Raw genomic sequence first — 26680 nt, forward strand, 5'->3', positions numbered from 1 at the left:
CATTATTTATTTAATTTCTTTAATTGCTCACCAATCATTTCACCAAGCTGAAAACCCTTTGACTCTTCAGGCAGCTCATAATCTGTTGATTCTTCTTCTTCCTTCTCCAATAGCTCTTTAATACTTAATGAAAGACGATGATCATTTTCGTTTACATCAAGGACTTTCACTTGCAATTCTTGTCCTTCTTTTAACACTTCATGAGGTGTGCCGATATGCTTATGAGCAATTTGAGAGATGTGAACAAGTCCTTCAACACCTGGGAACACTTCGATAAAAGCACCGTATGAGACGAGTCGCTTAACAGTTCCTTGAAGCACACTGCCTTTTGGCGCTTTCTCACTAATTTGATCCCATGGTCCAGGCAATGTATCTTTAATTGAAAGTGAGATTCTTTCGTTATCAAGATCAACACTTAAAACTTTCACTTTCACTTCCTGACCTTCTGTTACAACATCTGATGGTTTTTCTACATGCTGATACGATAATTGGGAAATATGAACAAGTCCGTCAATTCCGCCAATATCAACAAATGCACCGAAGTTAGTGATTCGTTGGACCGTTCCATCCAAAACTTGTCCTGCTTCTAAAGATTGTAATACGGATTGCTTTTGCTTTCCTTGTTCCTCTTCAACGACTGCGCGATGAGAGAGAATTAAGCGGTTTTTCTCTTTATCAAGTTCAACAATTTTGAAAGTAATCGTTTTGCCTTTATAATCGGAGAAATCCTCTACAAAATGCGCCTCTACTAAAGATGCTGGCACAAAACCACGCACGCCTAAATCAACTACTAGGCCGCCTTTAACAACATCTTTAATTTCAGCTTCAAAAACTTCACCGCGATTAAATTTTGCTTCTAAATCCTCCCATGACTTCTCAGCATCTACTTTGCGCTTAGAAAGGATTAAAGCCTCTTCTTCGACTTTTAATACTTCCAATTGTAGTTCGTCACCTTCTGCAACAGCATCACTTGCTTTTTCAATATGAAGGCTTGATAGCTCACTAATTGGAATAATTCCATCTAATTTACTGTCACTAATATTTACGATTACTTGTTTTTCTTCAACCTTAGTTACTTGACCATTGACTTTGTCGCCAATCTCGTAATTTTTCACTTCAATTTCATTCATTTCTTCTGACATATGTATTCCTCCTTAATCCAATGGCTGCTCTCTTGTTTAAATAATAATGCAAACTTATTATTTATTAATATAAGATTTATTGCATGAATAAACATAGAACAACTTCATGATTTATTAAAAACCTTGAAGATTTTACATACCGTTTATACTCTTGAAATATAAAATGCCTTTTTATAAACTTCTTACAAATACCCGCTTTTGTCAAGTAAGAAGGCTTATCTATGAACCTCAATTAATTTACCGATTTCTGCCATAATTAATTCCGTTGTCTCTTCAGCAGATGCCTTTCTTTCCCTTATCGGGCCCATATCAATCGGCTGACCATATACAACCTTAAGTTTGGTAAACGCCTTATACGGTCCTATAATTGCGCATGGCACAACATAGGCATCTGATCTTAATGCAAAAAATCCTGCTCCTGCCATTCCTTTGCCAAGTTCTCCTGACTTACTTCTTGTCCCCTCAGGAAATAATCCAAGAACATTTCCTTCTTTTAATACTTTAAGACCTTTCCGCAATGCTTCCCTATCGCTCATTCCCCGTTTAACTGGAAAAGCATTAATGTTTGGTAAGATTTTTCCTAGTACAGGAACTTCAAACAGCTCCTCTTTAGCCATAAAGTGGATTGTTCTTGGTGCAGTTATACCAACCATCGGCGGATCAAGATTATCAATATGGTTGGAGCATAATAATACGCCCCCGTCCTTTGGAAAATTCTCAGTCCCGATTACTTCCATTCTATACACCGGCTTTAATAGGCCGTAAACTAATGATTTAGCAAAATGATATAACCCCATAATTAATTAATCCTTTCATCAACCAAGCTCATGATTTTGTCGACCACTTGATGGATGCTTAAGGAAGTTGTATCCATTTCTACCGCATCATCCGCTTTCTTTAGCGGGGCGATTTCCCTTTCTGAATCGAGCTTATCTCTATTGGCAATTTCCTGCTTTAATTGTTCCAAGTCAGACGAAAAACCCTTATTGACGTTTTCCACATGTCTTCGCGCAGCCCTCTCCTCAACTGAGGCTAATAAAAACACCTTTACTTCAGCTTGTGGTAACACATGTGTACCGATATCTCTGCCATCCATTACGACTCCGCCATCCAAACCAAAGCTCTGTTGTCTTCTGACCATCTCTTCTCTGACTAATTTGTGCATTGAAACCGTCGACACAGAGTTGGTTACTTCAGAAGTACGAATTTCTGTTGTTACATCCTTCCCATCAAGATAAATCAGTTGGCCTTCATCACTAGGCAATAACTCTATTTTCGTTTCTTTCAATAAAGAAATGAGTTCCCTCTCGCTATTAAAATCAATATTATTCATAATTGCTTTATATGTTAGCGCCCTGTACATTGCTCCAGTATCAATATAAATATAATTTAGCTTTTCAGCTATTATTTTCGCTACTGTACTCTTGCCCGCTGCAGCAGGACCATCTATTGCTATCGATATTTTTCTCATAAACCCTCCTGTATTGCCTTTCCCATTAAAAATAATCTTTTACCGTACTATTTTATCATAGATTGAATCTATTCAGTGAATGTAATATCTTTCTATTAGTTATATTGTGCAATCTTTTGTTTTTTATGGAAAAAATGAAGAAAGGAGATTAGAGGGGTTGCTTTTGTGGGAATTGTAAACATATAAGAAAAAATAAATTGATCACCTGTAGGAATAAATTTCAAAGTTTGGGATCTTCTAAGCTTTCCGCTCGACTGACTCGTTACTCCCGCTGGAGTCGAGCGGACACCCTCTTTATCTATTTCTCCTTATGTGAAGAAAAGGTTTCTAGGAATTCACTAAAATTTTGATCTGTCACACCTTCATATTGCGTTAATTGCTTCAACTCTGGAAAAGCACCAATATGGTGAAAAAAGACTTGAGAAAGCAGCAAAAAGAAAAATTGAATAATAATTATTTTTAATAAGATTCTTTCAAAGGTTTTCATGCAATCCCTCCTATTTATAACATTATGGCAAGGAGATATGCGTTTTATTCTATTTAGCAATATGATTATCTCGCTTTTTCATTAGGGTAAGCTGACGCTCAAAGCAAAAGCGGATAAGCTTTTGACGGACATCAGATGGCACTGTCTTGAATTTTAACGACAAAACTGATTTTAACTCGTTCACTGCCCTGAGGCGGACAACTTCGCATTCGGTTTTCACATAATGAAACTGTCCGTCTTTCATCGGCAACACCAGCCAAGTGATAAAGCTCATTCCTGCTAAGTAAGAAAATGGATTCTTCACGCGAATGGCAATGCCGCCAGCACTAATATCCTCTGTTACAGTAACAAACGGGGCGAATTGATTGCCTATTGGATGAACTGCGGCATCAACCGCTGCGTCTACACGGACAAATTCGCGCTTTTGCATCTTTACCATTATTTCCTTATCAGAATAAGACAGCTTAATTACAGGGATGTTCTTCTTTTCTCTTCCAGTGACTTCACAATCAAATGAAAATAGTCCTTCTCTTTTAGACAAAACCATGCACTTAGCTTGAGTCCCTTCCAAGAGAAATGTTGTTTTATTTGTTTCTATATTCACTGGGTAACTCACATGTAATTGCTGATCACAAATAGCGATTATTTCACATTTGTACTTTTCTTCATTATCAGTAAAATAAGGTGTCAAAATTATTTCATCACCAACATTAATCAATGAAATCACCAATCCTTAATGAATATTCGTTTACATAAGATTAGAAAATACTTTTAAAAATAGTATTTTTTACTCTTTACTTTTCCAAAAAGATATCATTCAAATTATATATAATATTTCTACAATTTACCAACGTTTTTTAATGGTTTTAAGAGATTGGTGTTATATTTGCGAGACCTTTCCAGCAGGACAGGTAAGATTATTATATCGGTTTTTATTGGGAGGCATGACTACACTTCTCAATTGCTTAAGCGGAATAAATGCGGTTTTAAGCAAAGTTTTGAATATAGCTTTTAATATTTTTTTACAAAAAAAAAGCCCCAAATGTCGTTATCGACTTAAGGGGCTCTCATATTTTAAACTACATCTTCATATATCCGTTCAGCATTTTGTAATTTTTCTACTTTCTCTTCTCTTCCATCTTCACTATTAATAAAAATTCTGTAAGTATCATTACCTAGTGTAGCCATGAATTCATAGCAAAGGACTTCCTGATTGAGGTCATTTAAAATAACTGCCATCCGGTCTTCCATTATTTCCACTTGGGGATTTAATTTTGCTCTAGCTTCTTCGAGAGATAATTGAGCTTCAGGTATTTCTCTTTGATGATGTGATTTTAAATAATCTTCAGCAGCAAATCCTAATATTTTCCCATCATCCAATGCAACTTTCATTTTTATTGAATCAGGATAAATCCTTACATCATCCTGTTTTGATACAAAGGTAAAGACACCGGTTTGATCATATTGAGCACTTTCAAATAAGTCTAGATCTTCAAAGCCATTTTCCTTTAAAAATTCAATGGCAATATTACTCGCGTCATTTAAACTGATATTTTGTTCCTTCACATCTCTAGCCATGATGAACCAAATTGGATAGCCTCCCTTTTTAGTGATATCCATATTAGCTTCTATTTGACTATTTGGCGCTTCTATCGTCACACTATAGAACCCATATTTTGATCCTTCTCCACTTTCCGTTACACGGACCTTTGAATCTTTTGGAAGGCCAGCATATTTTCTCGCTTCTTTCACTGCTTCTTCTTTCGTTATTTCCTCACCTTCCAAATATTTGAAGTTTTCATCTTTTTTCTGCATGTTGACAAAGGCAGGTCCTAAGTCAGTTTCATCATATCCTTCGACCGTCTTTTCAACCGTTTGAAAACCATCGATTATTGTATTGTCGGCAGCTTCGTTTCCTGAAGCAAGTGCGGTTTCGACATCCATCCAGCGCAGGTCGTTTTTCAATACCATATGCTGTACTTGTCTTAATTCATCTTGAATGTCAGCTGCCTGTTTATACAAGTTTTGCAGTGATTGATATTCCTCATCGGTCAATGGATCTTTATCCAAATCTCTCACTGCTGTCCGATAACTAAAATCGCCTATCTGAGATAAAAACTCTTCCGTTTTATTAAACGGCAATAATGCAAGCGGGAGCTGCCCTACATCGGAATGGGCTTCAGATGTAATCCTCCACACATCAGCTAACGCTGGTGATAATGAGCTTCTAGAATTCATTGCCAATGTTGATCCAATCTTGTCATGCAGCAAATCAACTTGATAGGTTAATTCATGAAATGCGCGCTGATAGTTATTTTCCGCATTAATTAGGATCGCATTTTTCTCGCGATGTTCCTGATAGCCCCAAACAGCAGCTCCTACTAATCCGACTGAAAGGGCACCGATTAATACTCCTCTTAGCATTTGTACTTCACCCCTTATTTACAGAATATATGCTGTCCAATTTTCTTGATTTGCGGGCGTGTCCATATCCACGGACTCGTTGCCGTATCTGGATTAAAATAATATAACGCACTGCCGCTCGGATCCCATCCATTTATCGCATCTAAAACTGCTTGTCTTGCCGTTTCATTTGGCGTCAGCCAGATTTGACCATCAGCTACTGCTGTAAACGCCCTTGGTTCAAATATTACACCTGAGACAGTATCCGGGAATGATGCACTACCGACACGATTGATTATTACTGCAGCAACAGCAACTTGACCGATATACGGTTCACCGCGTGCTTCCCCATAAACTGCATTCGCCATAATTTGGATATCATTATCAGAAAATCCATTTGGTACATTGGTTGCAGACACTGTTCCTTGCCCAGCTGATCCCTGTGAACCTCCATTTTGATCAGCCGTTCCCGTTCCGCCGCCTTGTCCAGCAGCCCCTCCGCCAGAGCTAGAAGGTTGCTTCTGCTTATTTAAGTCTGTACCTCCATAATGAGAGAACTTATTGCCTTTATTGATTTGCTCTTTGACAAAGCCCTCATTATAATCTGACGCCTGTACTAACTTGTCTTTAGTTTTTTGCCCTGCGAGTCCATCAATATCGAGGCCAAATTCGTATTGAAAATTCCTCAAAGCCCAATAAGTCCCCCAGCCAAATACACCATCTATCTTGCCATTGTAAAAACCTAAATACTGAAGCCTTGACTGAAGCTCAATAACATCATCACCCACTGCACCATGCTGTATCACTTGTTGTGAAAAAGCATTGGCACTTTGGTCCATTTCACTGATAGGTGTAATGGCTGCAATTAAAGCCAGGATAATAAATACCTTTGAAACCATAAATGTCTTTTTCATGGATAGTACCCTCCAAAAGTAAATCTATTTAACATTACACCTATTTTTTGTAGCAACTGGTTTTTTATTCAAAGATGTCTCAATTCACCATATGGATATATTTTACACAAGACTATATGAGTATATTTTCAAAAGAAAAACCCCCTTTTGAAAGGGGGTAGTGTTGAGAAAGTGATAAAGTAAATTTAGTTGGATTTTGTGAAGGTGTCTGCCCGCCCCACTAAAAAGCGAGTGGTAAGCCTCGGAGAATCCCCACTTTTTTTCAAAATGAGTTTCTCTACAGCCTGAACACGTTTAGAAGGGGGGATCATTGATGAAACGTTCTTTCATATTTCATTTGATGAAAATGACCGCTGAGTATACGCGCTTTTTTAGCTTTTCTCAAAGCAAGCCACCACAGAAAAATCATAAATGGAACCATATAATATTGCCAGTACTTTAAAGTAATTAAAATATAATCATAAGTGCCATGAAGAAAAAAAGGAGCCGCCAATGAAATGAAGATCCATTTTCGATTATTAGTTGCAGAGAATTTACCTTTTCCAATATAATAACCCATGATGACACCAAAAAGCGCATGGCTGGAAACCGGAAGCAACGCCCTTCCAATGGCATGCTCTATACCAAGTGTAAATAGGTAGAAGATATTTTCAACCGTAGCAAAGCCAAGTGAGACTGATGCACCATAAACAATGCCATCATATGGCTCATCGAAGGTTACATGGGGATAAATCACACTAAGCAGAATAAACCATTTAAAAAACTCTTCCAGTAAGCTTGTAGATAAAAAGGCTGATACTAAATTCGACTGAAATATTTGTTCGGCCTGAAATACATATTGTATAAACATAATCGGAAACACAAGCAGCGCCCCGAAAATAAATGTTTTAAATACCATTGAAAAGGGCTCAGACTCGTATTGATCTTTTAAATAAAAATAACTTAATAGTGCTAATCCAGGAGCGATTCCTGCAGACAAAATACCCAGCATGAGCTGTCCTCTTTTCAATCCTTTTTCTTAATCGTATCATGATAAAGTGAGATTGAAAATGGATTTTGTAAAAGTAAGTAAAGGAAAAAAAACAAACGAATGACAGCAATGTCAAATGAATAACCAGGAGGAAGTTTAATGACTAAAAAAAAGATACTCCTTATCCATACAGGCGGCACCATCTCAATGAGCGAAGATACTGAAACAGGAGCGGTAAAACCTAATGAAGAGAACCCATTAAAAAGGCAGACGAAGGAATTATATTCATTGGCAGAATTGCTAGTAGAAGAGCCCTTTCATCTTCCTTCTCCACATATAACCCCTAAAGAAATGCTTTTACTAAAGGAAATGATAGATGACTATGTCAAGAAAGAAGCGATTGCAGGAGTTGTCATCACTCATGGGACAGATACATTGGAAGAAACAGCTTATTTTCTTGACCTGACTGTACAGCATACACTGCCAATTGTAGTTACTGGTGCGATGAGATCGAGCAATGAAATTGGAGCTGATGGCTTGTATAATTTAATCTCTTCCATCAGGGTCGCTACATGTGATGAGGCCATGAATAAAGGCGTATTAGTCGTCTTAAATGATGAAATCCATACGGCTGAAAACGTAACGAAAACGCATACTAGCAATGTATCTACCTTTCAAAGTCCGCAATTCGGTCCGATTGGCATTGTTACAAAAAGAGGCGTACTTTTTCATCACCTGCCTGTCCATCGGCATCAGTACACAATAGAAGATGTCAATAAACAGGTTATGCTATTAAAAGCACATGCAGGCATGGATTCCTCACTTTTAGAAGCGATTGCCAAAACAAATTGTGATGGCATTGTCATCGAGGCACTCGGTCAAGGAAACCTTCCTCCTGCGATGCTGCCCGGCATTAATGCCTTAATCAATCAAAAAGTCCCTATTGTTCTTGTGTCACGCTGTTTCAACGGAATTGCACAAGATATATACAGCTATGAAGGCGGGGGCAAGCAATTAAAAGGTTTGGGACTTATTTTCACAAATGGTCTTAATGGTCAAAAAGCAAGGATAAAATTATTAATCGGACTAGCCAGTCATAAAAAATTTGATGAAATTGAAGAAATGTTTCAACTATAAAAAAGTGCTGGAGATGTCAGATCATCTCCAGCGCCTATATCTTTACTTTAACGTTTCTCTTTTTCTCTAATTGCCACAGCAATTTTCCCTCCGTGGAAACGGCCATTCTCAATGAAAATTTCATTTGCATTATTGCCTGCCGCGATCACTCCGGCGATAAATATTCCTGAAACATTCGTTTCAAAAGTATCTGGATTATGAATCGGCTTACCAGTTAAATCATCCTTCTCAATCCCCATTGATTGAAGGAATTCATGATCAGGATGGTAGCCTGTCATTGCAAAAACAAAATCGTTCTCGATTTCAATGGTTTGTCCATCTTTTTTATAAACAATTGATTCTTCTTTTACTTCAGATAAATGTGCTTCAAACTCCATATTTATTAAACCATTACGCACTAATGAGTCAAATTGCGGTAATATCCACGGCTTCACACTTGGAGAATAACCGCTCCCACGATAAAGGACAGTAACATGCGCACCTGCTTTTTCAAGTTCTATTGCTGCATCGACGCTAGAATTTTTCCCGCCTACTACGACTACCTTTTTATCAAAAAACGGATGCGCTTCCTTAAAGTAGTGAAAAACTTTTGATGAATTTTCACCCGGTATATTCATATAATTCGGCTGATCATAATACCCGGTTGCCACAATGACATATGTAGACTGATAAGCTTCTTTCTCTGTAGTAGTTGTAAATGAACCGTCCTCATTCTTCTCAACCTTCAATACTTTTTCATAGGCATTTACTGAAAGCTGTTTTCTTTTAACTACCTCTCTATAATAGGTGAGCGCTTGATTTCTGTGAGGCTTTTGCTCAACCGTTACAAATGGAACCTCCCCAATTTCAAGCTTCTCACTTGAGCTGAAAAATGTTTGATGAGTTGGGTACCGATAAATGGCATTTACAACATTACCTTTTTCAATAACAAGTGTTTCTTTTCCAATCTCATTCATTGCAATTGAAGCTGCTAATCCACACGGTCCTCCTCCAATAACAATTACATCTTTTTTTATCATGCTGATTCACCCCTTAGCAGTAACCCAAAATAATATCAATTTATTAATTTCTTTAGACAATTACACTCGTTCTTTCTCTAAAAAAATCTCCTATCATTCATGATAGGAGATTTTCCATTGAGTTTCAATTGCAAAAACTTATGATAGCAATTTCATTTGGATTTAACCGTTAAATCCAACCTCTGAATCTAGATGCTTCAGCCATCTTGCGAACTCCGACCATGTAAGCTGCTAATCGCATGTTAACACGGCGAGTTTGTGCTGTTTCATAAATATTATTAAACGATTTTACAAGTATTTTTTCAAGTTTTTCTTCTACTTCTTCTTCAGACCAATAGTAGCCTTGGTTATTTTGTACCCATTCGAAATAAGAAACTGTTACTCCTCCAGATGAAGCGAGTACATCTGGTACAAGCAAAATGCCTCTTTCAGTTAAAATCTCTGTTGCTTCAAGCGTGGTTGGTCCATTTGCTGCTTCAACAACGATATTCGCTTTAATCTTATGGGCGTTCTCTTCAGTAATTTGATTCTCAATAGCGGCCGGAACTAAAATATCGCAATCCAATTCTAATAATTCTTTATTGGAAATTGTATCATTAAATAGTTTAGTCACTGTTCCAAAGCTATCGCGACGATCTAATAAATAATCAATGTCAAGTCCATTTGGATCATACAAGCCACCGTAAGCATCAGAAATACCAACTACTTTCGCACCGGCATCATGCATGAATTTAGCAAGGAAGCTTCCAGCATTACCGAAACCTTGAACGACAACACGTGCCCCTTTTAATTCAATACCACGCTTCTTCGCTGCCTCATGGATACAAATCGTTACACCTTTAGCAGTAGCTGATTCTCTTCCATGAGAACCGCCAAGAACAAGCGGTTTACCTGTAATAAAGCCAGGTGAGTTAAATTCATCCATCCGACTGTATTCGTCCATCATCCACGCCATAATTTGCGAATTGGTAAATACGTCTGGTGCAGGAATATCTTTTGTTGGTCCAACAATTTGACTAATTGCACGTACATAGCCGCGGCTTAATCTCTCAAGTTCACGGAATGACATATCTCGTGGATCACATATAATGCCGCCTTTTCCTCCACCATACGGAAGGTCAACAATACCACATTTTAAACTCATCCAAATTGAAAGTGCTTTAACTTCCTTTTCAGTTACATTCGGGTGGAAACGAATTCCCCCTTTTGTAGGACCGACTGAATCATTATGCTGAGCGCGGTATCCAGTAAAGATTTTCACCGTCCCATCATCCATCCTGACCGGAATTTTTACAGTTAATAAGCGCATAGGCTCTTTTAGTAACTCAAAAACCTCGTCAGGATATCCAAGCTTTTCCAACGCTTTGTGTATTACGATTTGTGTTGACTTCAAAACGTCAAGTTTCTCTTCTTGATTAATATGATCAGTACCTTTATCGGCCACTATTTGAAACCTCCTAGAAAAAATCACATTCTTTAGTTGTCCGCTTTCATGACATAGTATACACCTTTACTTAATTTATGCAAGAAGAAAAAGCTTATTTTTTTGAATTTTTATGTAAACGCTATCATCCCTTTTACAAATAGTAATTTTCCCTATATTCAAACAAATCCATTCGCCTTTTATTATTATCTTAAACTGCTTGCATTTTATCCTTCCATTAAATTGAAATCTATTCAAATGTCAAAATAAAATCGATTTATTAGGACGGGCGAGTATTTTGTCTGTGTTGCTGCCGAATGTACGTGATAGATTCCGCTGACGCGAGCAATTCCGACGAAAAAATCAATGTAAAAAGGAGCGGGATACCCGTCTCCTGCTGTTATATAAAATACCGAATAATGTTTTCAATTGCTTTATTTTCAATGATTACCTTACCATATTCATGGAGAACATGAATGCTTTTTAGTGATAATGTTCCATATTCGGCAAGAATGGGAATAACTTTATTATCATAAGCTTTATCATTACATCTAACATATAAATAATACTTCCCGTCTTTTGCAAAAAGAGTGCTTTCAGCAATATATAAAATGTTTAATATTTTACATAAAGCAATTACATCCTCAATATCATTAAATTCATATAAAATATAATCTTGTTCACCAAAATCGATTTGCAAATCGACAAAGCCTTCCTTCAGTAACTCTTCATCTTCTTCTGCTTCTTCTTGCATTGTAACAATCATTACCATACCTTGTGCTTGCATTGAAAAAACTTCAACTGCAACGGTACCGTAAATATCCACGCCAAATTTCTCACTTGCTTCTTCGAGCATATCTTGAAATAGTTGATGCCACTTTAGAGAGTCCTTCCAAATATCTTCCTTTGTTAATCCTCTATCTATCAGATCATCCAACGTAAGAAAAATCTTAATTTTATTAAAGTTCAAACGCTCCAAATGCATTTCTTTACCCCCTGCCCATGAACCAACTCATGTGTTTAGTTTATGAACATTTCCTAAGTTGGTGAGTCGTCCTGCTTTTTTCTCCCGCTTTAAGTCGTATAAAAGTCACTTTGTCGCTGATAAAGTGACTATATGCGTTTCAGCTTTTGCACCTAATCTCAACGGTAAAGCAGTCGTTCCATACCCATTGCTTACAAATAATTTTAGACCTTTGACTGTTTTTATACCTCCAAGTTCGTAAGGCCCAAAGCCAAATATCCGAATTTGCCCACCATGAGTATGACCGCATAAAACAAGCGAGATATGGTGGTGTTCTTCTATTTTTTCTATAATTGCAGGGTCATGGCTTACTAATAGCTTAAATCCATCATCTTCCGCATCAGATAAAGCCAAATCCAGACGATCTCTTTCCCTGCTTAAATCGTCGGTTCCTAGCAGAGTGAAGCGTTCTCCTTCTTCGCCAATGAAGGATACTGCCGAATTGTCCAAAATCTTTACACCCATGTCAAGAAGCATTGCATCTAATTCATGATAATCTGTCTCATAGTCATTATTTCCCCATACAAAATATGTAGGCCCAATCGTTCGCAAGCGTTGGATATTTTCTCTTACTCTGGAAAACGGCACCCCTTTTTCCGTTAGGTCCCCACCAATAATTATTAAATCTACATGGCTTTTTTTCACTTCCGTAATGATGTTCTCACCAATCAGCCTACGATGGATATCAGATATAAAAAAGATTTTTATTTCGCCCATGCTTTTTGGGAAGTTATCCATTTTCATATCATGATACAGCACTCTGTCTTCAAATGCCTGCCTAAACATTTTGATCACTATGAATGCGATTATGCAAATAATTATTACAATCAACAGCATAAACAACATAAACGACACCTCTATCTCTTTTATCGGCCTATGAATTAAATACTCCATAAAAATTGCTGCCCTACCTATTAAAAAAAAACATCATTATGCCTTTTTTTTCATATGCTTTAAAGATATTCCTGAAAAAGGAGGGAAGGCATGTCAACACCAGAAAAGTTCTATTACCCATACATCAGTCCTTTTGATCCTTGCAAACCAATTAGAGTAAAATCATATTCCACTCCACCAAACTTATATATAGGATTTCAACCCCCAGATTTCCCACAATTCTCGCCTAAAGAAGCACTAAGAGCTGGTACTCTTTGGAAGCCATTTTACGACCCGTATTATAGTCCATATGAAAAAGCAAAGGAGGGGCAATAGGATGAAACAACTGCCTCCTGAATATTATGAGCTGCTGGAAAATCTTCAAGCTGTTGACTTTGTGTTAGTTGAACTGACTTTATACTTAGACACTCATAATAATGATCAAGATGCAATTAATCAGTTTAATTATTTCGCTAAAGAAAGAAAAAAAATTAAAAAGGAATATGAAAGCAAATATGGACCATTGCTGCAATTCGGAAATAGCTACTCTGGAAGCCCATGGAATTGGGATGATGCGCCATGGCCATGGCAAGTGTAACATAAGCATACATGACCGTATTTCAACTTAGGAGGAAGAGGAATTATGTGGGTTTATGAAAAAAAGCTTCAGTATCCTGTTCGAGTAAGCACCTGTAACCCAATGCTGGCAAAATATTTAATCGAGCAGTACGGTGGTGCAGATGGTGAACTATCTGCAGCACTGCGTTATTTAAACCAACGCTACACTATTCCTGATAAAGTAATTGGACTATTAACCGATATTGGTACAGAAGAGTTTGCCCATTTAGAAATGATTGCAACAATGGTATTTAAGTTAACGAAAGATGCCACTCCAGAACAAATGAAAGCAGCAGGCCTTGCTACTCATTATGCAAACCACGATAATGCTCTATATTATGAAAGCGCCGCTGGCAATCCTTGGACAGCGACCTATATCGCTGCAAAAGGTGACCCTATCGCTGATTTATACGAGGATATTGCAGCTGAAGAAAAGGCAAGAGCCACCTATCAATGGCTAATCAATCTTAGTGATGATACGGACTTAAATGACAGCCTTCGTTTCTTAAGAGAACGCGAAATCATTCATTCCCAGCGCTTCAGGGAAGCTGTTGAAATTTTAAAAGGTGAGCAAGGAAAGAAAAAGTTCTTCTAATTCATCATTTATTTGACATTGGTAAAGGAAAAACCATACTCCTCCTGAAAAATTTCTGTTTGAACAGTATATTTATTTACAAATCAAGCCCCGCAGCTATAGTGCAACTTCCGCGGGGCTTCCTGCCTCTATTTATTTTCATGAAATAAATTGATGTCGTAATTTTTTTTCATCATATCATAGACAATATGGCGATTTTTCCACTCATCTTCCTTTTTCCATAAATCCTTACTTTTATCAATAATTTCACACCTTAATGCATGATATTCCTTTTCCGCTTTCTCCCTTTTTTGGCGCAAAACGTTCATTAATCCAAAAAGGCCGATAATGAAAATAAGGCAATATAAATTGGCCGACTGATTGACAAATACGGAAAACATTGCAGCAAACGAATAAGCGTAAGGAACCATCAACTGATAATAAAGAAACGCAAAGTAACTAAAGGATAGAAATACGACAGCCCACATGACGACCAAATGCCACTCTTTCAAACGCTCGAATTTATTTTTTCTCTCAACAACCTTTTGCAGCATTTGCCTCGTTGCCTGATCTGTTCGTTCATCCAGCATTATGATAGATGTCTCCATTTATCATCACTCCAATCATACTCAATACATATGCTTGACCACATTATATGATTGGATAAAAGATTAAATGTCTATTTGTTAATCTAACGGGATAGTTAAAACTTGTCCTACATGTATTTCATTGGATTGCAGATTATTTGCCCGCTTAATTTTCTCAATCCCGTTTTGAGATTGATAGTAGGTCATTGCAATTCTGTACATTGTTTCCTCTTGTTTTACTGTATGATATATAACTTTTTCTTTTGATTCCTGTTGCTGTTGTTCCTGTTGCTTCTGTTTTTCTCTTTCTTCTTTTTCTCTCTGTTCTTTTTCAGCAGCTGCCTGTTTTTTCTTCTCTTCTTCCAGTTTCTTTGCTTCTTCCTTTGCTTTTTGCTCTTTTTCCTTTTGTTCTTTTTCTTTCAGTTCTTTTTCTTTTTGTTCTTTTTCTTTTTGTTCTTGTTCTTTTTGTGCTTTTTCTTTCTCCGCCTGCTCTTTTGCCTTCTTCTCCTCTTCATTATCTTCATCATCTACAACTGCATTCGCTTCTGTTGTTCCGTTATTGCCTGAAAATCCAACAGTTTCAAAATCGGAGGCAGTCTCAGAATTTGATGAGGCTCCCGGCAGGAAAAAATAATATACGGATAAGGTGACTATCGGTAATGTAATAAAGAAGGCAGCCAATAGCCGTATCACCGGATATTCTGATTTCCTTTTATTTTTTTGTCTTTTTTCTCTCTGAATACTTGTTCTTGAACGCCCGGCAACAACTTTTTCCGGCTCGTTAAAATCAGCTTGCTGCTCTTTGCTGTCTTGTTTTTTATGTATTCTTTGTCGATGACTAACCGCCTTTTCTCTAAACGGGGCTTCTTTGTTCATAAATCTTCCCTTCCTATTCATCTATTATATTGATTACGATATTTAATCGACATACCAAGCAAGAAATCAATAATAAAATGCATTAAAATAGTAACTACTAAATTCTCTGTGAAATAATAGACAAATCCGATTAAAAAACTAAGTAGCACAACATTCAAGAATAGAAACCAATTGAATAAATATCTGTAATGGACAAGTGCAAAAATAATGCTTGATACTATTAAACCGAAATTGGTTTGAATCACGCCGCGAAATAGGATTTCTTCGCTAAACGCCACCAGCATCGTGATAAACGCAATTTGAAAGAGGCTAGGTGAGCGAAAGATTTTATTATTTAACCCTCCATCATCATAGTAGGAAGAAGGCAGCACTCTCATTAATGCCAAATCTATTAACACTACAATGATCCCTGCTGTCCCACCAATAATGATAATATTTATATCCGCCCATTTAAATAGTGCTGTGAAGTCTGAAAAAGAATCAAATAACAAAAAACCTAATATTAGTGAAATGACTAACAATAGTAATTGCGTTAAATATAGATGAAATAATAACTCCCGATCCGTCAATTCTTTAACAATGTCAGAATATTTATCCCTCATTCATTTCACTCGCTTAATTTATCAATATTTCTGCTAAAAGCTTTTCCCAGTCGGACTCGACCTCACGCTTTTCTAAATGATTGCTTATAGTAAAATTATTTACATCAATTCCACAAATATCGCAACAATTATCTACCTTTATTGTCAACTCTTCGTCAAAATACTGCAAGATTTTTTTTCGGCGGCATGCGGATGAATAAATCCACTGAAGCATATCGTTAATTTTTTTCCTTTTTACATTGTATTGGTTTGCCATCATCTGTTTTAAAGTAAGCAAGGAATCATACCCTTGTCCATCTGCCACCGCTTGATCATTGAAGGATTTAAGCAGCCTATAATTTGTTTCTGTTAGACCAGCTATTGCAGTCACTTCCGATTCATAAGCGGATAATTGATGCCAGCCTTCAGGAACTTGAGAGAACCAATGTAATAGGGCATCAATTTGAATATCAGACAGCAATTCTCCCTCTGCAAGCTGAAGAGGAAGCTGTTCATCTCCAGCTGCGTATAATAGCAATGCTAGGCTATTACCGCCATCTCTACCCGCTCGGCCAATTTCCTGTAAATAAGATTCAAGCTGCATCGGCATATGAAAATGAATAACAAAACGGAGATTGTCTTTATTGATCCCCATACCAAATGCACTCGTTGCGCAAATAATGTCCAGCTGACCATATAAAAATTGCTGTTGGATTAATTTTCGATTCTCCTGAGTCAGTCCGCCATGATATGCCATCACATCGCCAAACCCTTGCTCTTTTAAAACCATCGCTGTTCTCTCAGCCATCTTTTTACTCGAAAAATAAATAATTCCCGGCCCTTTCATTTTTCTTAAATAATCGAGCATAACATCCATTTTTTCTTGAGAACTATTTACATGTTCTACCAGAAGTGCAATATTTGGCCGATCGACAGAATAAATAAATTCATTGCTGTTCTCAATGGCCAAAGACGCTTTAATATCTTGTTTCACTTCAGCTGTAGCTGTTGCGGTTAATGCTAATGTCAATGGCGAGCCTAATCTTGTTCTAACCTCGCCAATTTTTAAATAATCAGGCCGGAAATCGTATCCCCATTGAGAAATACAGTGTGCCTCATCAATCACAAACAATGCGATATTTAATTTACTTAACCGCTCGATAAATGACACTGATTTCAACATCTCCGGTGAGGTAAATATAAATTTATATTCATTCAATTGATGTAACGCACGATACTTTTCTTCATAAGATAAAAATGAATTGAATGCAATAACTCGTTTTTCACCAATCATCATCAATTGGTCCACTTGATCTTGCATGAGTGATAGCAGCGGGGAAACAACGATGACTGAGCCTTCTAACATATAACCTGGCAATTGATAGCACAAGGACTTACCCGTACCGGTTGGCAGCATCGCTACTGTATCGTTCCCTGATAAGATGGATGAGATTGTTTCTCTCTGGCCTTTTCTGAACGATGAATAACCGAATATTTTCTGCAGCATTTTTTCCATAAAACATCACCGTATTCCATTTTTAGCAAGCACTAATCGAATTTCAAAATAATTTGCACCTGGTACAGATTGTCGTATATATTTTAACTGCTTTGTAGATACATTTTTTGATGCTCTTTCAATTTGCTGTTGATTAAACTGACTAACATATTTATCAATCGTAAAGTCTTGAATATTTAATGCGATCTCAACAATATGATCTTCTATTGTACCTTTTTTCAAATTTCTATACGCAGCTATCTCATCAATCGATAATCCTTGCTGCAACAATTGATAGGTCTTGCTCGTCGATTTCGTCAATAATGAAAATGAATGATCGTCATCAAGTATTAACTGCTGCAGAATTGGAAATTCAGTTCGACTTTTTTCTACCTGCTGTATCATATAATGCAGGATATTTAAGAAATGAATATGGTACTCATCTTCATTCATGCGAAGTTTGTCAGAGACTTGTTCAGCTGTTAGACCAATTTTACTATAACCTGATAATCTTATCACTAATAATATCGGTCGGATGCTTTCATCTTTTCCTAATAACGCGCTTAATTCGCCAAATAATTGTTTAGCCAGATCTTCTCTCTTCCATTTTAATTGTTTTAAGAGGCTTTTAAGCCAATAATGAACTTCTTTCTTTGTTTGGATTGGAATATATCGTTGATTTTGTTTATTTAACTGAGAAACAACTTGCACTAGTAAAGAGAGCCTTTCCCAAAAACGAGCAGTATAGCGATGATATTGCCAACCATTCACATAAGCAGGCAAGGGATTTGATGACCCATTTATTATTTTCTGCCCTTTATTGGTCAGCTTAAACGATAGGTTTTCTTTTTCAATGATGATATTGACTTTTTCCATCCTTTTGTATATTTCAGTAAACTCATTTCTTTGCAGGCGAGGAAAGAGATGGAAGAATTCCGTTAGATGAAAGAGATGGGCATCTTGAATCGTTTGCGAAGTTTTTTTTCCATTGAGCAAATGCAGAATTGAAAAAATGGTTCTTTGATTGCCAATTTTAGTTAAACAATGCAATATCACTTTTTCAGTATAAGATATTCTCATTCAATCACCTGTTTCTGTATATATTTTCTTTCATAAATTCATTGGTCATGGCAATAATATGGCTAGTTCAATTATGCATATTACAGTTAAATTGGTAGTATTTTTATTCATAATTTGTTCAATTAATTTTTGTTGAAAATGGTTTTTCATTCTAACATTTATGTCTTTCATTTATTTTATCACGAAACATCTTTCTCAGGTTTGTAATCGCTTTAATACTTGTCTAATAGGGCTTAAAGCCTTATGTGCTCAGCATTGCGAAAACAGTTTTCTATTGAAATGTTAACGAGACAGTTTTACAATAGTAATTGTGGTAAGTGTTTCGGCTTAAAAATGCGAAGCAAGGGTTATAAATAAGATTTAAATATTTCAGGAGGTTTTTTCATGGCAAAATATACAATTGTTGACAAAGAAACATGCATTGCATGTGGAGCATGCGGTGCAGCAGCGCCAGATATTTATGACTATGATGATGAAGGCATCGCCTTTGTAACATTAGATGATAACGAAGGTATTGTTGAGATTCCTGATGTTCTAATTGAAGACATGATGGACGCATTTGAAGGCTGCCCTACAGATTCCATTAAAGTAGCCGATGAATCATTTGATGGTGATCCTCTAAAATACGAATAATCCTCAACTAAACTTTTCAAGCCAAAAACTCCCGGCAAGGGAGTTTTTTATTTTTTCCCCATACACAAAAAAACAGCAGCCAATGATAGGCTGCTGTTTTTATTTATATTAAGCAATTGAATTTAATGCCTTTTGTTTTGCAATCCAAGTATTCATTTTTGCAAAAATCAGCATGAATACTAAAGCAATTAGTAACCCTTTAATAAAATTAAACGGCAGGATAAACAGAATCGCTGTTGATTTCATCTCTGGTGCTGACATTGCCGGCATATTTAAGAATAGCGTGTACGCAGGAAGGAATACATAGTAGTTAAGCAAGCTCATTGATACTGCCATCACACTCGTTCCAATAATCAGCCCAACTGTCATGCCCTTTTTTGATTTTAATTTTGTATACACATAATAGGTAGGCAATATAAATAATACGCCTGCAATAAAGTTTGCGATATGACCAACAGGAACTCCTGTAGCACTGCCTGTCATAAAGTAATCTAAAATGTTTTTAAAAAGCTCCACCAATATTCCAGCAATTGGTCCAAAAATCAATGCGGCGATTAAAGCGGGAATATCGCTAAAATCGATCATTAAAAAGTTTGGAAATGGCGGCAGCGGAAAGTTTAATAGCATTAAAATATAAGCAATGCTACTAAGCATTCCGATTGAAACGAAAGCTTTTACATTCAGTTTTTTCATTTTCCTCTCTCCTTGGTAGGCTATCTCTCCTATAGAAGAAAGGTTCAGCAAATAAGCATCTTTGCAATAAAAAACCCTCAAGCATTAACTTGAGGGAGAATTACAAAGACATTCTTAAGAAACGTTCAATCAATAAATATTTTTTGAACGTACGCAGAACCTCCATCTTCTCCCATCCAGACTTTACTGTCGGCTTTGGATTCGCACCAAATCCTGCCCGATTATAGCGTACTGCAGTTAATATCCAACTGAACAGCACTATCAGGCTCGCGGGCTTAAAGCAAGAAAAAACTAAACGCTTATCACCGCCGGTCGGGAATTTCACCCTGCCCCGAAGATAGACCATATTTTATTTTAACAACTTCATTATACTGAAAAAGATTCCGTTTGTGAAGTCTCCTGCACTTATTTATCTCAAATTAAATATTTTTTTAATGAACCCCTTATTTTTACCACATTAAAGCGTTTCCATGGTAAATACAAACAATAATTTAAATTGACAGAATAATATTCGTCTTGTAAAATTATCAGATAATTGGTCCACTATCTTAGGAGGGTTCATAATGTATCAAATATTAGTTGCTGATGCGATTAACGCAGAAGGTCTCGAACCGCTGTTAGGCTTAGAAGAAGCCGAAATTATCGAAAAGAAAACGGACGATCCTGAAGTTCGTTTAGAAGACATTGACGCATTGCTCGTCCGCAGTGCAACTAAAGTTACTGAAGCACTTCTAAATCAGATGCCGCGCTTAAAAATCATTGCCAGGGCAGGCGTCGGTGTAGATAATATAGATGTTCCCGCAGCTACTAAAAAAGGAATTATCGTTATTAATGCACCAGATGGAAACACCATCTCAACGGCCGAGCACACTTTTGCGATGATGGCTTCATTAATGAGAAATATTCCTCAAGCACATAGCTCTGTCAAGAATCTAGAGTGGAAACGAAATGCATTTATCGGGACAGAATTATATGGCAAGCGTCTCGGCATTGTCGGCATGGGTAGAATCGGCTCCGAAATCGCTAAACGAGCAAAAGTATTTGGCATGAATGTGAATGTGTTTGATCCATTTTTAACAAAAGAAAGAGCCGCCAAACTTGGAGTAGAATCTTCTACATTAGATGAACTGCTCGGAGGGGCAGATATCATTACTGTGCATACACCTCTTACTCCAGAAACTAAAGGCATAATCAACGAGGAAGCTTTAAAAAAGACAAAAAAAGGTATTTATTTACTAAACTGCGCCCGCGGTGGAATTATCGATGAGCAGGACTTGGCTAAATATGTAGCAAATGGTCATGTCGGCGGTGTTGCACTTGATGTATTTGAAGCGGAGCCTCCTGGTGAGCATCCGTTATTGAAATATGACAATGTGATTGTTACACCTCATCTTGGTGCATCAACAAAAGAGGCACAATTGAATGTCGCTACACAAGTTGCAAAGGAGGTCCGCTCCTTCTTTGAAGGCAAGCCTGTATCAAGCTCAATCAACTTGCCTGCTATCTCCAATGATGTGTATGAAAAAATACAGCCGTTTTATCAAATTTCTAAACAAATTGGCCACATCCTGTCACAATGTGTAAAAGAAGGCGTTCATGAACTTTCAGTTACATATTCAGGTTCAGTTACTGACCTTGAAACCACTTACTTAACTAAAGCTATGTTATCCGGTTTCTTCAAAAATAGAATTGATGTGAACGTGAACGAAGTCAATGCGCTTCTCACCGCAAAAGAAAGAGGCATCACAGTCGGCGAAAAAATATCAACAGATGCATTTGGCTATGATAATTGCATTGCCGTTACCGCAAAAGGGGAAGAGAGCGCCTTTACAGTCAGAGGAACTTTTATTGATCATTACGGACCAAGAATCGTTTATTTAAATGGATTCAACATCGATTTCCTTCCAGAAGGAAACTTGCTGTACATCCAGCATATGGATAGACCCGGAGTCATTGGACATGTCGGCCAAATCCTGGGAGATCAGGGCATCAATATCGCAACCATGCAAGTCGGACGGAAAAAAGCTGGAGGCGAAGCCATCATGGTTCTAGCGTTTGACAAACCACTAAGCGAAGCTGAATTGACTTCATTAGAAAAACTGGATGAAATCGTTTCAATTAATCCTATTATTTTATAATGGTAAGAATGAGCAAACCAATCAGTCGATTTTTTTCGGGACGATTGGATTGCTCTTTTTTATGGGAGACGGTTCATCTTCAGGAGAGTACACTCTGTTTATCAAATAAAGATACCCGCTTGTTTCTCGTTCGGTTTATTCCGCCATGAAGCAATTTGGCTTTCCGCTGGCTTACTCTTCCTCTGCGAATTCAGCGGAATAAATTCGGATTATTCTGCTTCACTTACTCTTTCCCCTCGATTTCTGCCGAATAAATTTTTTTGTTTCGTTAAAGCTACTCTCCCCTTCTTCTTTCGAATGAACATTTCCAACATTTGCTCGCTATTCAGATGAAGCCACTACGAGGCAAACAAAAAAAGCCATTCAATAGCAAAAAAACAGCTAGTGAATAGCTCAGCAAAATGAGCATTTAACCAAGAGGGTATTCTTTTCTTTCCCCATTTGAAAAAGTCATGATGGTGTTGTAGCCAACTTCTTTCGCAAGTGCGAGAGATTGATCGAAGTCAGCACCAACATGCTCAGGGAAGTGTGCATCAGATGACAGGACGATGGGTATATTTTTATCGAAGCATTTTTGCAGCAAGCGTTTATCAGGATATAACTCGCCAACTGGCTTTCGCAGGCCAGCACTGCTAATTTCTACACATGTTTTAGAATTTGCCAATGCGTCTGTTGCCCGTTCATATTGTTCTAGTAAAAACTCTTCGTCTTTTGGAACATATTTAAATATTTTCACTAAATCCAAATGCCCGACAATGTCAAATAAGTTTGATTCGGCTAAAGTAACGACTTGATCAAAATACTTTTTGTATACCTCGTTCACATCGCGGCGGTCCCATTCTTTTCTATATTCAGCTAAATCTATGCCAAAGTCGCCTACCCAGTGAATAGACCCAATAACATAATCAAATGCGTATGATTGTATGAACTTTTCCATTTCTGCATGCTTTCCTGGAGTATAATCCATCTCAATGGACATTTTTACATCCATACCTTTGTTCCATGCTTCCTGAAAAAGAGCGACATAATCTTTCATATCATAGAATCGTCTCTCATTCACCCATGGATTTTGCAATATATCTGCTGTTTGGTAGAAGTGATAGGCATGCTCAGAAATGCCGAAGCTTCCAATGCCTTTGGCTGCAGCAGCATCTGTGAACTTTTGCAAATAGTCCATTGTTAATGTTCCATTTTCCAGATGGTTATGATAGTCAGTTAACATATGTAAGCCTCCTTGATTGTACGTAATTATTATACGCCTTTAAAGGAGCTTGGACAATTCAATTTATTTATTTTTTTGAATAATCAATACTTGTTTAGGATAAATTGTTTGATTATCTATTCTATTTATCTGTATTAACGAATCAATCGTTGTATTATATTTTAAAGAGATTTCTGTTAACGTGTCTCCTTCTTGAACAATATATGTATAATCTTCTAATTCATCTGGCAGGATTAGCTGTTGTCCTAATGAAATTTCATCGTGAGACAAATGATTAACCGCTTTTATTTCCTCTACAGAAGTTCCTGATTTTTTTGCAATTGACCATAGGCTGTCACCTTGCTTAACTATATATGTATGTTCTATTGAATTCATCGGCTGTCCAGCAACTGTAATTGCATGACCAATTTCTTTATCTCCAAAGGCGACAAATGGATCAATCGCATTCTTTTTATTATACGTCCACTCTTTTTGATGAAGCTCAAAATGCAAATGAACACCTGAAGAATCCCCAGTATTGCCCATCGTGCCAATCGTCTCTCCTCGCGCTACCTTTTGCCCTTCCTGTACATATCTATTTTGAAGATGCGCATAAATGGTTTCAGTTTGATTTTCATGACGGATAAACACAACGTTTCCATAGGAATCTGAATAATAGGATTTCGCCACTGTCCCTTGCTCAACAGAATGGACAGGGGTTCCCGGCTCAGCAGCAATATCGATTCCTTTATGATGACCATTTCTCGTACCAAAAGTATCGGTAATCACACCTTCAGCAGGCCACATCCAATCATTCGTCGACTCCGCCTTTGCCGATTTGCCTCCTAAAAACAATAGGCTGACACAAACGAGCATAATGCCTGCAATTAAGATGCGTCTGATATAATCTTTCAAAATCATTTCCTCCTAAATTACAAAACTTAGCTTAACTATTACTCCTATTCACACTATGATAGCTTGTCCATTTTTAGAACAATTAGGCATGAATAAAAAGTACGTATATTATTATTTGAACTTTAATGGTTTTTATTCAATAAAAAAGACTAAAACATGGATGTCTTAGTCTTTTTTTACTAATTAATCGTTCTCTTATTGGCAGCTACAGGCACTTTTAATTCATCACTTAAATCAAAATTGCCGACTTGATCTATCTCAACATTTTCCATTTTTACTTCAGTGTAATCAAATTCCTTTGCAGTTAGCAATATCGCTTCAATCGTATGGAGTGTTTTTTCATCATTACCCATATCTCCATCATTGATAAACTCAATAACAAGCTGTTCATCTGAAACTTCCTTGGCTTCAAATTCAATATCTTCGGAGATGGAAGCTTGTAGCCTATTATCTGCAATATTCGTTTTCATTGCTGCAAACGCATCCTTAATCGAATTTAATTTCTTTCGATAAGGAACGATAAAAGGTTTTGCGTTGCTTTCTTCCGGATAATAGAAATAATAAGCATAGTTTCCAGGTTCCTCTTCAGGCATAAATGTTTCTCTAAATCCTTCATTGCCATAATATAAACCTGGCTCACCAGCAGTAGAGAATGCAATTTCACTAATATCGTAGTTATACATCATATCATTCAAAGCTGCAGTGAGCATCATCGTGTTCGCGCTTGATGTAATATTCGCCTCTTTTGGAAAATCCATATGAAGCACACGATCGCTGTTACTAAATTTAAATGCTGCATTGAATGGATTAAAATCACTTAGCCCCCACTCTTTTTCTTTCAGATGATCGATATGATCTATAAACAAATCAATTCTTGATTTTCCGGGCTCCTCTTGGACAATAATACTGACTGGAATGAAGTTCTGGCTTTCAGTATCAGGAATTGAGTAAGTAAGTACTTCCTGATCACCGACTTCCTCATCATATACAGCGGTTGTTTCATAATTAACGGCAGCATATTTTGCTTCATTAGAGAAATCATCCTGCTGCTGACCATCTTCGGCTTTATCATTTATTACTTCCGTTTGCTCTTCTGCATCATTCTCTTCTTCTATATATTTCTCTTCTTCATGATTATCTTCAGCTGCACTGGAGGCGGGCTCTTCTTTATTATTATTGCTATTGGATTGCTGCAGTACAACTTCATCATTGCGTGAATTACCTGAACCGTTCTCTTGACTTTCGATAGAACTGTCAGCAGACTCTTGCCAGTCTATCATTGAAGGAACGAGAATAAATATTAGAAGCAAGGCAGCAGCAGTAGCAGCGGAAGGGATAATCCATTTTCGTTGTTTTCTTTTATTCATTTTCATTGAGACTTGTTGATAGATTTCATGTTTCTCGCGAAGATCTTCTACTTTAGGCATCTGCCTTAACAAGTCTTCAAGGTGATTATCGCTCCAATCCTGTTTCCTCACTATCCATTCCCTCCTTATCCATCAATTCAACAATATGCCGTTTCAATACCTTTAAGGCGCGATGCTGGGTCGTTTTAACTTTGCTTTCTGTCCAGCCAAGGCTTTCTGCGGTTTCTGCTATTGACATATCCTGGATATACCTCATTATAATCACTAATCGCTGATCAACAGTACAGCTTTCCAAGCCGCGATATATCATTTGGACATCCTCATTTTGCAATGCAATCTCTTCAGGAAGCGGATGATCGTCTTTCACTTGCTGCTGCGACCAATCAAACTTCTCGATTAATTTTTGCTTCCAGCCTTTATCTTTACGGAAGGAATCAATTGCTACATTGCGGGCAATTGAAAATAGCCATGTTTTCTCACTGCTCTTCCCTTCAAATTTCTCATATGATTTTAATACCCTTATATATACTTCCTGCATTAAATCTTCTGCTAATTCTCTGTTTCTGACCATATAAAAAAGAAACTGAAATACATCTTGATGGTAATTTTTATATAGGTCATCAAAAACGGAGTCCATCGCTTCCCCTCCCCGTTCTATAAATATAGTCGTAATCAAGCAAATAAAAGTTACAATCGAACGATTGTATTAAAAAGTACGTATATAATTAGACAAACTTGGCGTTCGACGAGTCCTTCCCGCAAATGCCTTCGTTTCATTTATGCGCTATTTTTAACTTAAAAACAAATGTATCAAGTTTTAATCAGGAACCAATCCTTTTCATATGCCATTATTATAACTCAAATTTTTTTATCATGTATAATTCGTAAAATAGGCTATGCCAATATGACATCCTATTTAGCCTTATTCGATTATTATAGCTTAAATTTGGAATTGAGGTATATTCTCTTTCATACACTTTTCCTGAAAAAAAAGAAAGGGAAGGATATTCTGCGAAAATCCTTCCCTTTTTATTCATGTTTCTCATGAATCAAGAACAA

The 26680-nt window shown here is 37.0% G+C and carries 28 protein-coding genes and 1 riboswitch; of the genes, 6 read left to right on the forward strand and 22 right to left on the reverse strand.

What is annotated here, in order from left to right:
• Window positions 1-2 precede the first annotated feature (2 nt).
• From rpsA to prsW, 8 genes are all read right to left on the reverse strand, one after another.
• Window positions 3-1142 carry a 30S ribosomal protein S1 gene (rpsA, locus tag CWS20_RS19450; protein ID WP_066200640.1) on the reverse strand — a complete coding sequence of 380 codons (1140 nt, stop codon included), beginning with the start codon at window positions 1140-1142 and terminating at the stop codon, window positions 3-5.
• A 215-nt stretch (window positions 1143-1357) separates the two neighbouring features.
• Entirely contained in the window at window positions 1358-1939 is a 582-nt protein-coding gene (locus CWS20_RS19455) for a lysophospholipid acyltransferase family protein (RefSeq protein WP_066200641.1), read from the reverse strand.
• A gap of 2 nt (window positions 1940-1941) precedes the next feature.
• A complete protein-coding gene (gene cmk, locus CWS20_RS19460; protein WP_066200644.1) occupies window positions 1942-2613 on the reverse strand; it encodes a (d)CMP kinase in 672 nt (223 codons plus the stop codon).
• A gap of 298 nt (window positions 2614-2911) precedes the next feature.
• Window positions 2912-3100: a YpfB family protein gene (locus tag CWS20_RS19465; RefSeq protein ID WP_066200646.1), complete on the reverse strand. Its 189-nt coding sequence runs from the start codon at window positions 3098-3100 to the stop codon at window positions 2912-2914.
• A 49-nt stretch (window positions 3101-3149) separates the two neighbouring features.
• A complete protein-coding gene (locus tag CWS20_RS19470; protein WP_066200649.1) occupies window positions 3150-3818 on the reverse strand; it encodes a flagellar brake protein in 669 nt (222 codons plus the stop codon).
• 356 nt (window positions 3819-4174) lie between these two features.
• The gene (ypeB, locus tag CWS20_RS19475; RefSeq protein WP_066200652.1) at window positions 4175-5524 is read right to left on the reverse strand and encodes a germination protein YpeB; all 1350 of its coding nucleotides are present in this window, start codon (window positions 5522-5524) and stop codon (window positions 4175-4177) included.
• Between the two features lie 14 nt (window positions 5525-5538).
• Window positions 5539-6417, reverse strand: coding sequence for a spore cortex-lytic enzyme (gene sleB / locus CWS20_RS19480; RefSeq protein ID WP_066200654.1), 879 nt, complete (start codon window positions 6415-6417; stop codon window positions 5539-5541).
• A gap of 307 nt (window positions 6418-6724) precedes the next feature.
• Window positions 6725-7408: a glutamic-type intramembrane protease PrsW gene (prsW, locus tag CWS20_RS19485; RefSeq protein WP_066200657.1), complete on the reverse strand. Its 684-nt coding sequence runs from the start codon at window positions 7406-7408 to the stop codon at window positions 6725-6727.
• Window positions 7409-7546: 138 nt separating this feature from the next.
• Between prsW and CWS20_RS19490 the strand changes: the two genes are divergently transcribed.
• Window positions 7547-8524: an asparaginase gene (locus CWS20_RS19490; RefSeq protein ID WP_066200660.1), complete on the forward strand. Its 978-nt coding sequence runs from the start codon at window positions 7547-7549 to the stop codon at window positions 8522-8524.
• A 47-nt stretch (window positions 8525-8571) separates the two neighbouring features.
• Here CWS20_RS19490 and CWS20_RS19495 read toward each other — a convergent pair whose 3' ends face one another.
• The 4 genes from CWS20_RS19495 to CWS20_RS19510 all read right to left on the reverse strand — a co-directional run bounded on the left by CWS20_RS19495 (window position 8572) and on the right by CWS20_RS19510 (window position 12884).
• Window positions 8572-9543, reverse strand: coding sequence for a YpdA family putative bacillithiol disulfide reductase (locus CWS20_RS19495; protein WP_066200663.1), 972 nt, complete (start codon window positions 9541-9543; stop codon window positions 8572-8574).
• Window positions 9544-9712: 169 nt separating this feature from the next.
• Entirely contained in the window at window positions 9713-10990 is a 1278-nt protein-coding gene (locus CWS20_RS19500) for a Glu/Leu/Phe/Val family dehydrogenase (protein WP_066201855.1), read from the reverse strand.
• 376 nt (window positions 10991-11366) lie between these two features.
• Window positions 11367-11951 carry a genetic competence negative regulator gene (locus tag CWS20_RS19505; RefSeq protein WP_066200667.1) on the reverse strand — a complete coding sequence of 195 codons (585 nt, stop codon included), beginning with the start codon at window positions 11949-11951 and terminating at the stop codon, window positions 11367-11369.
• 105 nt (window positions 11952-12056) lie between these two features.
• Window positions 12057-12884, reverse strand: a complete 828-nt coding sequence (locus tag CWS20_RS19510; RefSeq protein WP_411814283.1) for a metallophosphoesterase — start codon at window positions 12882-12884, stop codon at window positions 12057-12059.
• A 90-nt stretch (window positions 12885-12974) separates the two neighbouring features.
• Between CWS20_RS19510 and CWS20_RS19515 the strand changes: the two genes are divergently transcribed.
• Genes CWS20_RS19515 through CWS20_RS19525 form a run of 3 tightly spaced genes read left to right on the forward strand, consistent with a single transcriptional unit; the run spans window position 12975 to window position 14076 of the window.
• On the forward strand, window positions 12975-13199 hold the full coding sequence (locus CWS20_RS19515; protein WP_066200671.1) for a spore coat associated protein CotJA: 225 nt from the start codon (window positions 12975-12977) through the stop codon (window positions 13197-13199).
• A 1-nt stretch (window position 13200) separates the two neighbouring features.
• The gene (locus CWS20_RS19520; protein WP_066200675.1) at window positions 13201-13461 is read left to right on the forward strand and encodes a spore coat protein CotJB; all 261 of its coding nucleotides are present in this window, start codon (window positions 13201-13203) and stop codon (window positions 13459-13461) included.
• 45 nt (window positions 13462-13506) lie between these two features.
• Window positions 13507-14076: a manganese catalase family protein gene (locus tag CWS20_RS19525; protein ID WP_066200677.1), complete on the forward strand. Its 570-nt coding sequence runs from the start codon at window positions 13507-13509 to the stop codon at window positions 14074-14076.
• A 128-nt stretch (window positions 14077-14204) separates the two neighbouring features.
• Here CWS20_RS19525 and CWS20_RS19530 read toward each other — a convergent pair whose 3' ends face one another.
• The 5 genes from CWS20_RS19530 to CWS20_RS19550 form a co-directional block, all read right to left on the reverse strand.
• On the reverse strand, window positions 14205-14663 hold the full coding sequence (locus CWS20_RS19530) for a YpbF family protein (protein WP_066200680.1): 459 nt from the start codon (window positions 14661-14663) through the stop codon (window positions 14205-14207).
• A gap of 78 nt (window positions 14664-14741) precedes the next feature.
• The gene (locus CWS20_RS19535; RefSeq protein WP_066200683.1) at window positions 14742-15518 is read right to left on the reverse strand and encodes a LysM peptidoglycan-binding domain-containing protein; all 777 of its coding nucleotides are present in this window, start codon (window positions 15516-15518) and stop codon (window positions 14742-14744) included.
• A 17-nt stretch (window positions 15519-15535) separates the two neighbouring features.
• On the reverse strand, window positions 15536-16120 hold the full coding sequence (locus tag CWS20_RS19540; protein WP_066200685.1) for a CPBP family intramembrane glutamic endopeptidase: 585 nt from the start codon (window positions 16118-16120) through the stop codon (window positions 15536-15538).
• Window positions 16121-16133: 13 nt separating this feature from the next.
• Window positions 16134-17615 (reverse strand): RecQ family ATP-dependent DNA helicase, encoded by a 1482-nt coding sequence (locus tag CWS20_RS19545; protein ID WP_066200688.1) that lies wholly within the window; start codon window positions 17613-17615, stop codon window positions 16134-16136.
• Between the two features lie 6 nt (window positions 17616-17621).
• Window positions 17622-18674: a YpbB family protein gene (locus CWS20_RS19550; protein ID WP_066200691.1), complete on the reverse strand. Its 1053-nt coding sequence runs from the start codon at window positions 18672-18674 to the stop codon at window positions 17622-17624.
• Between the two features lie 384 nt (window positions 18675-19058).
• Between CWS20_RS19550 and CWS20_RS19555 the strand changes: the two genes are divergently transcribed.
• Window positions 19059-19307 (forward strand): ferredoxin, encoded by a 249-nt coding sequence (locus tag CWS20_RS19555; protein WP_066200694.1) that lies wholly within the window; start codon window positions 19059-19061, stop codon window positions 19305-19307.
• 108 nt (window positions 19308-19415) lie between these two features.
• On the opposite strand, the gene CWS20_RS19560 is transcribed toward CWS20_RS19555, so the two are convergent.
• A complete protein-coding gene (locus CWS20_RS19560) occupies window positions 19416-20000 on the reverse strand; it encodes an ECF transporter S component (protein ID WP_066200701.1) in 585 nt (194 codons plus the stop codon).
• A gap of 160 nt (window positions 20001-20160) precedes the next feature.
• A riboswitch (FMN riboswitch) is annotated at window positions 20161-20343 on the reverse strand.
• Between the two features lie 220 nt (window positions 20344-20563).
• On the opposite strand from CWS20_RS19560, the gene serA reads away from it, so the two are divergent.
• Window positions 20564-22138: a phosphoglycerate dehydrogenase gene (gene serA, locus CWS20_RS19565; protein WP_066200706.1), complete on the forward strand. Its 1575-nt coding sequence runs from the start codon at window positions 20564-20566 to the stop codon at window positions 22136-22138.
• Window positions 22139-22547: 409 nt separating this feature from the next.
• On the opposite strand, the gene CWS20_RS19570 is transcribed toward serA, so the two are convergent.
• From CWS20_RS19570 to sigX, 4 genes are all read right to left on the reverse strand, one after another.
• A complete protein-coding gene (locus CWS20_RS19570) occupies window positions 22548-23360 on the reverse strand; it encodes a histidinol-phosphatase (protein WP_066200710.1) in 813 nt (270 codons plus the stop codon).
• A gap of 63 nt (window positions 23361-23423) precedes the next feature.
• Window positions 23424-24254 carry a M23 family metallopeptidase gene (locus CWS20_RS29065; protein WP_066200714.1) on the reverse strand — a complete coding sequence of 277 codons (831 nt, stop codon included), beginning with the start codon at window positions 24252-24254 and terminating at the stop codon, window positions 23424-23426.
• Window positions 24255-24433: 179 nt separating this feature from the next.
• Window positions 24434-25732 carry an RsiX family anti-sigma factor gene (locus CWS20_RS19580; protein WP_066200718.1) on the reverse strand — a complete coding sequence of 433 codons (1299 nt, stop codon included), beginning with the start codon at window positions 25730-25732 and terminating at the stop codon, window positions 24434-24436.
• Window positions 25707-26258 (reverse strand): RNA polymerase sigma factor SigX, encoded by a 552-nt coding sequence (gene sigX / locus CWS20_RS19585; protein ID WP_066200721.1) that lies wholly within the window; start codon window positions 26256-26258, stop codon window positions 25707-25709. The genes CWS20_RS19580 and sigX overlap by 26 nt, the downstream gene beginning before the upstream one ends.
• Between the last annotated feature and the right edge of the window lie 422 nt (window positions 26259-26680).

It is taken from the genome of Cytobacillus horneckiae (assembly GCF_002835735.1).
Lineage (GTDB): Bacteria > Bacillota > Bacilli > Bacillales > Cytobacillaceae > Cytobacillus > Cytobacillus horneckiae.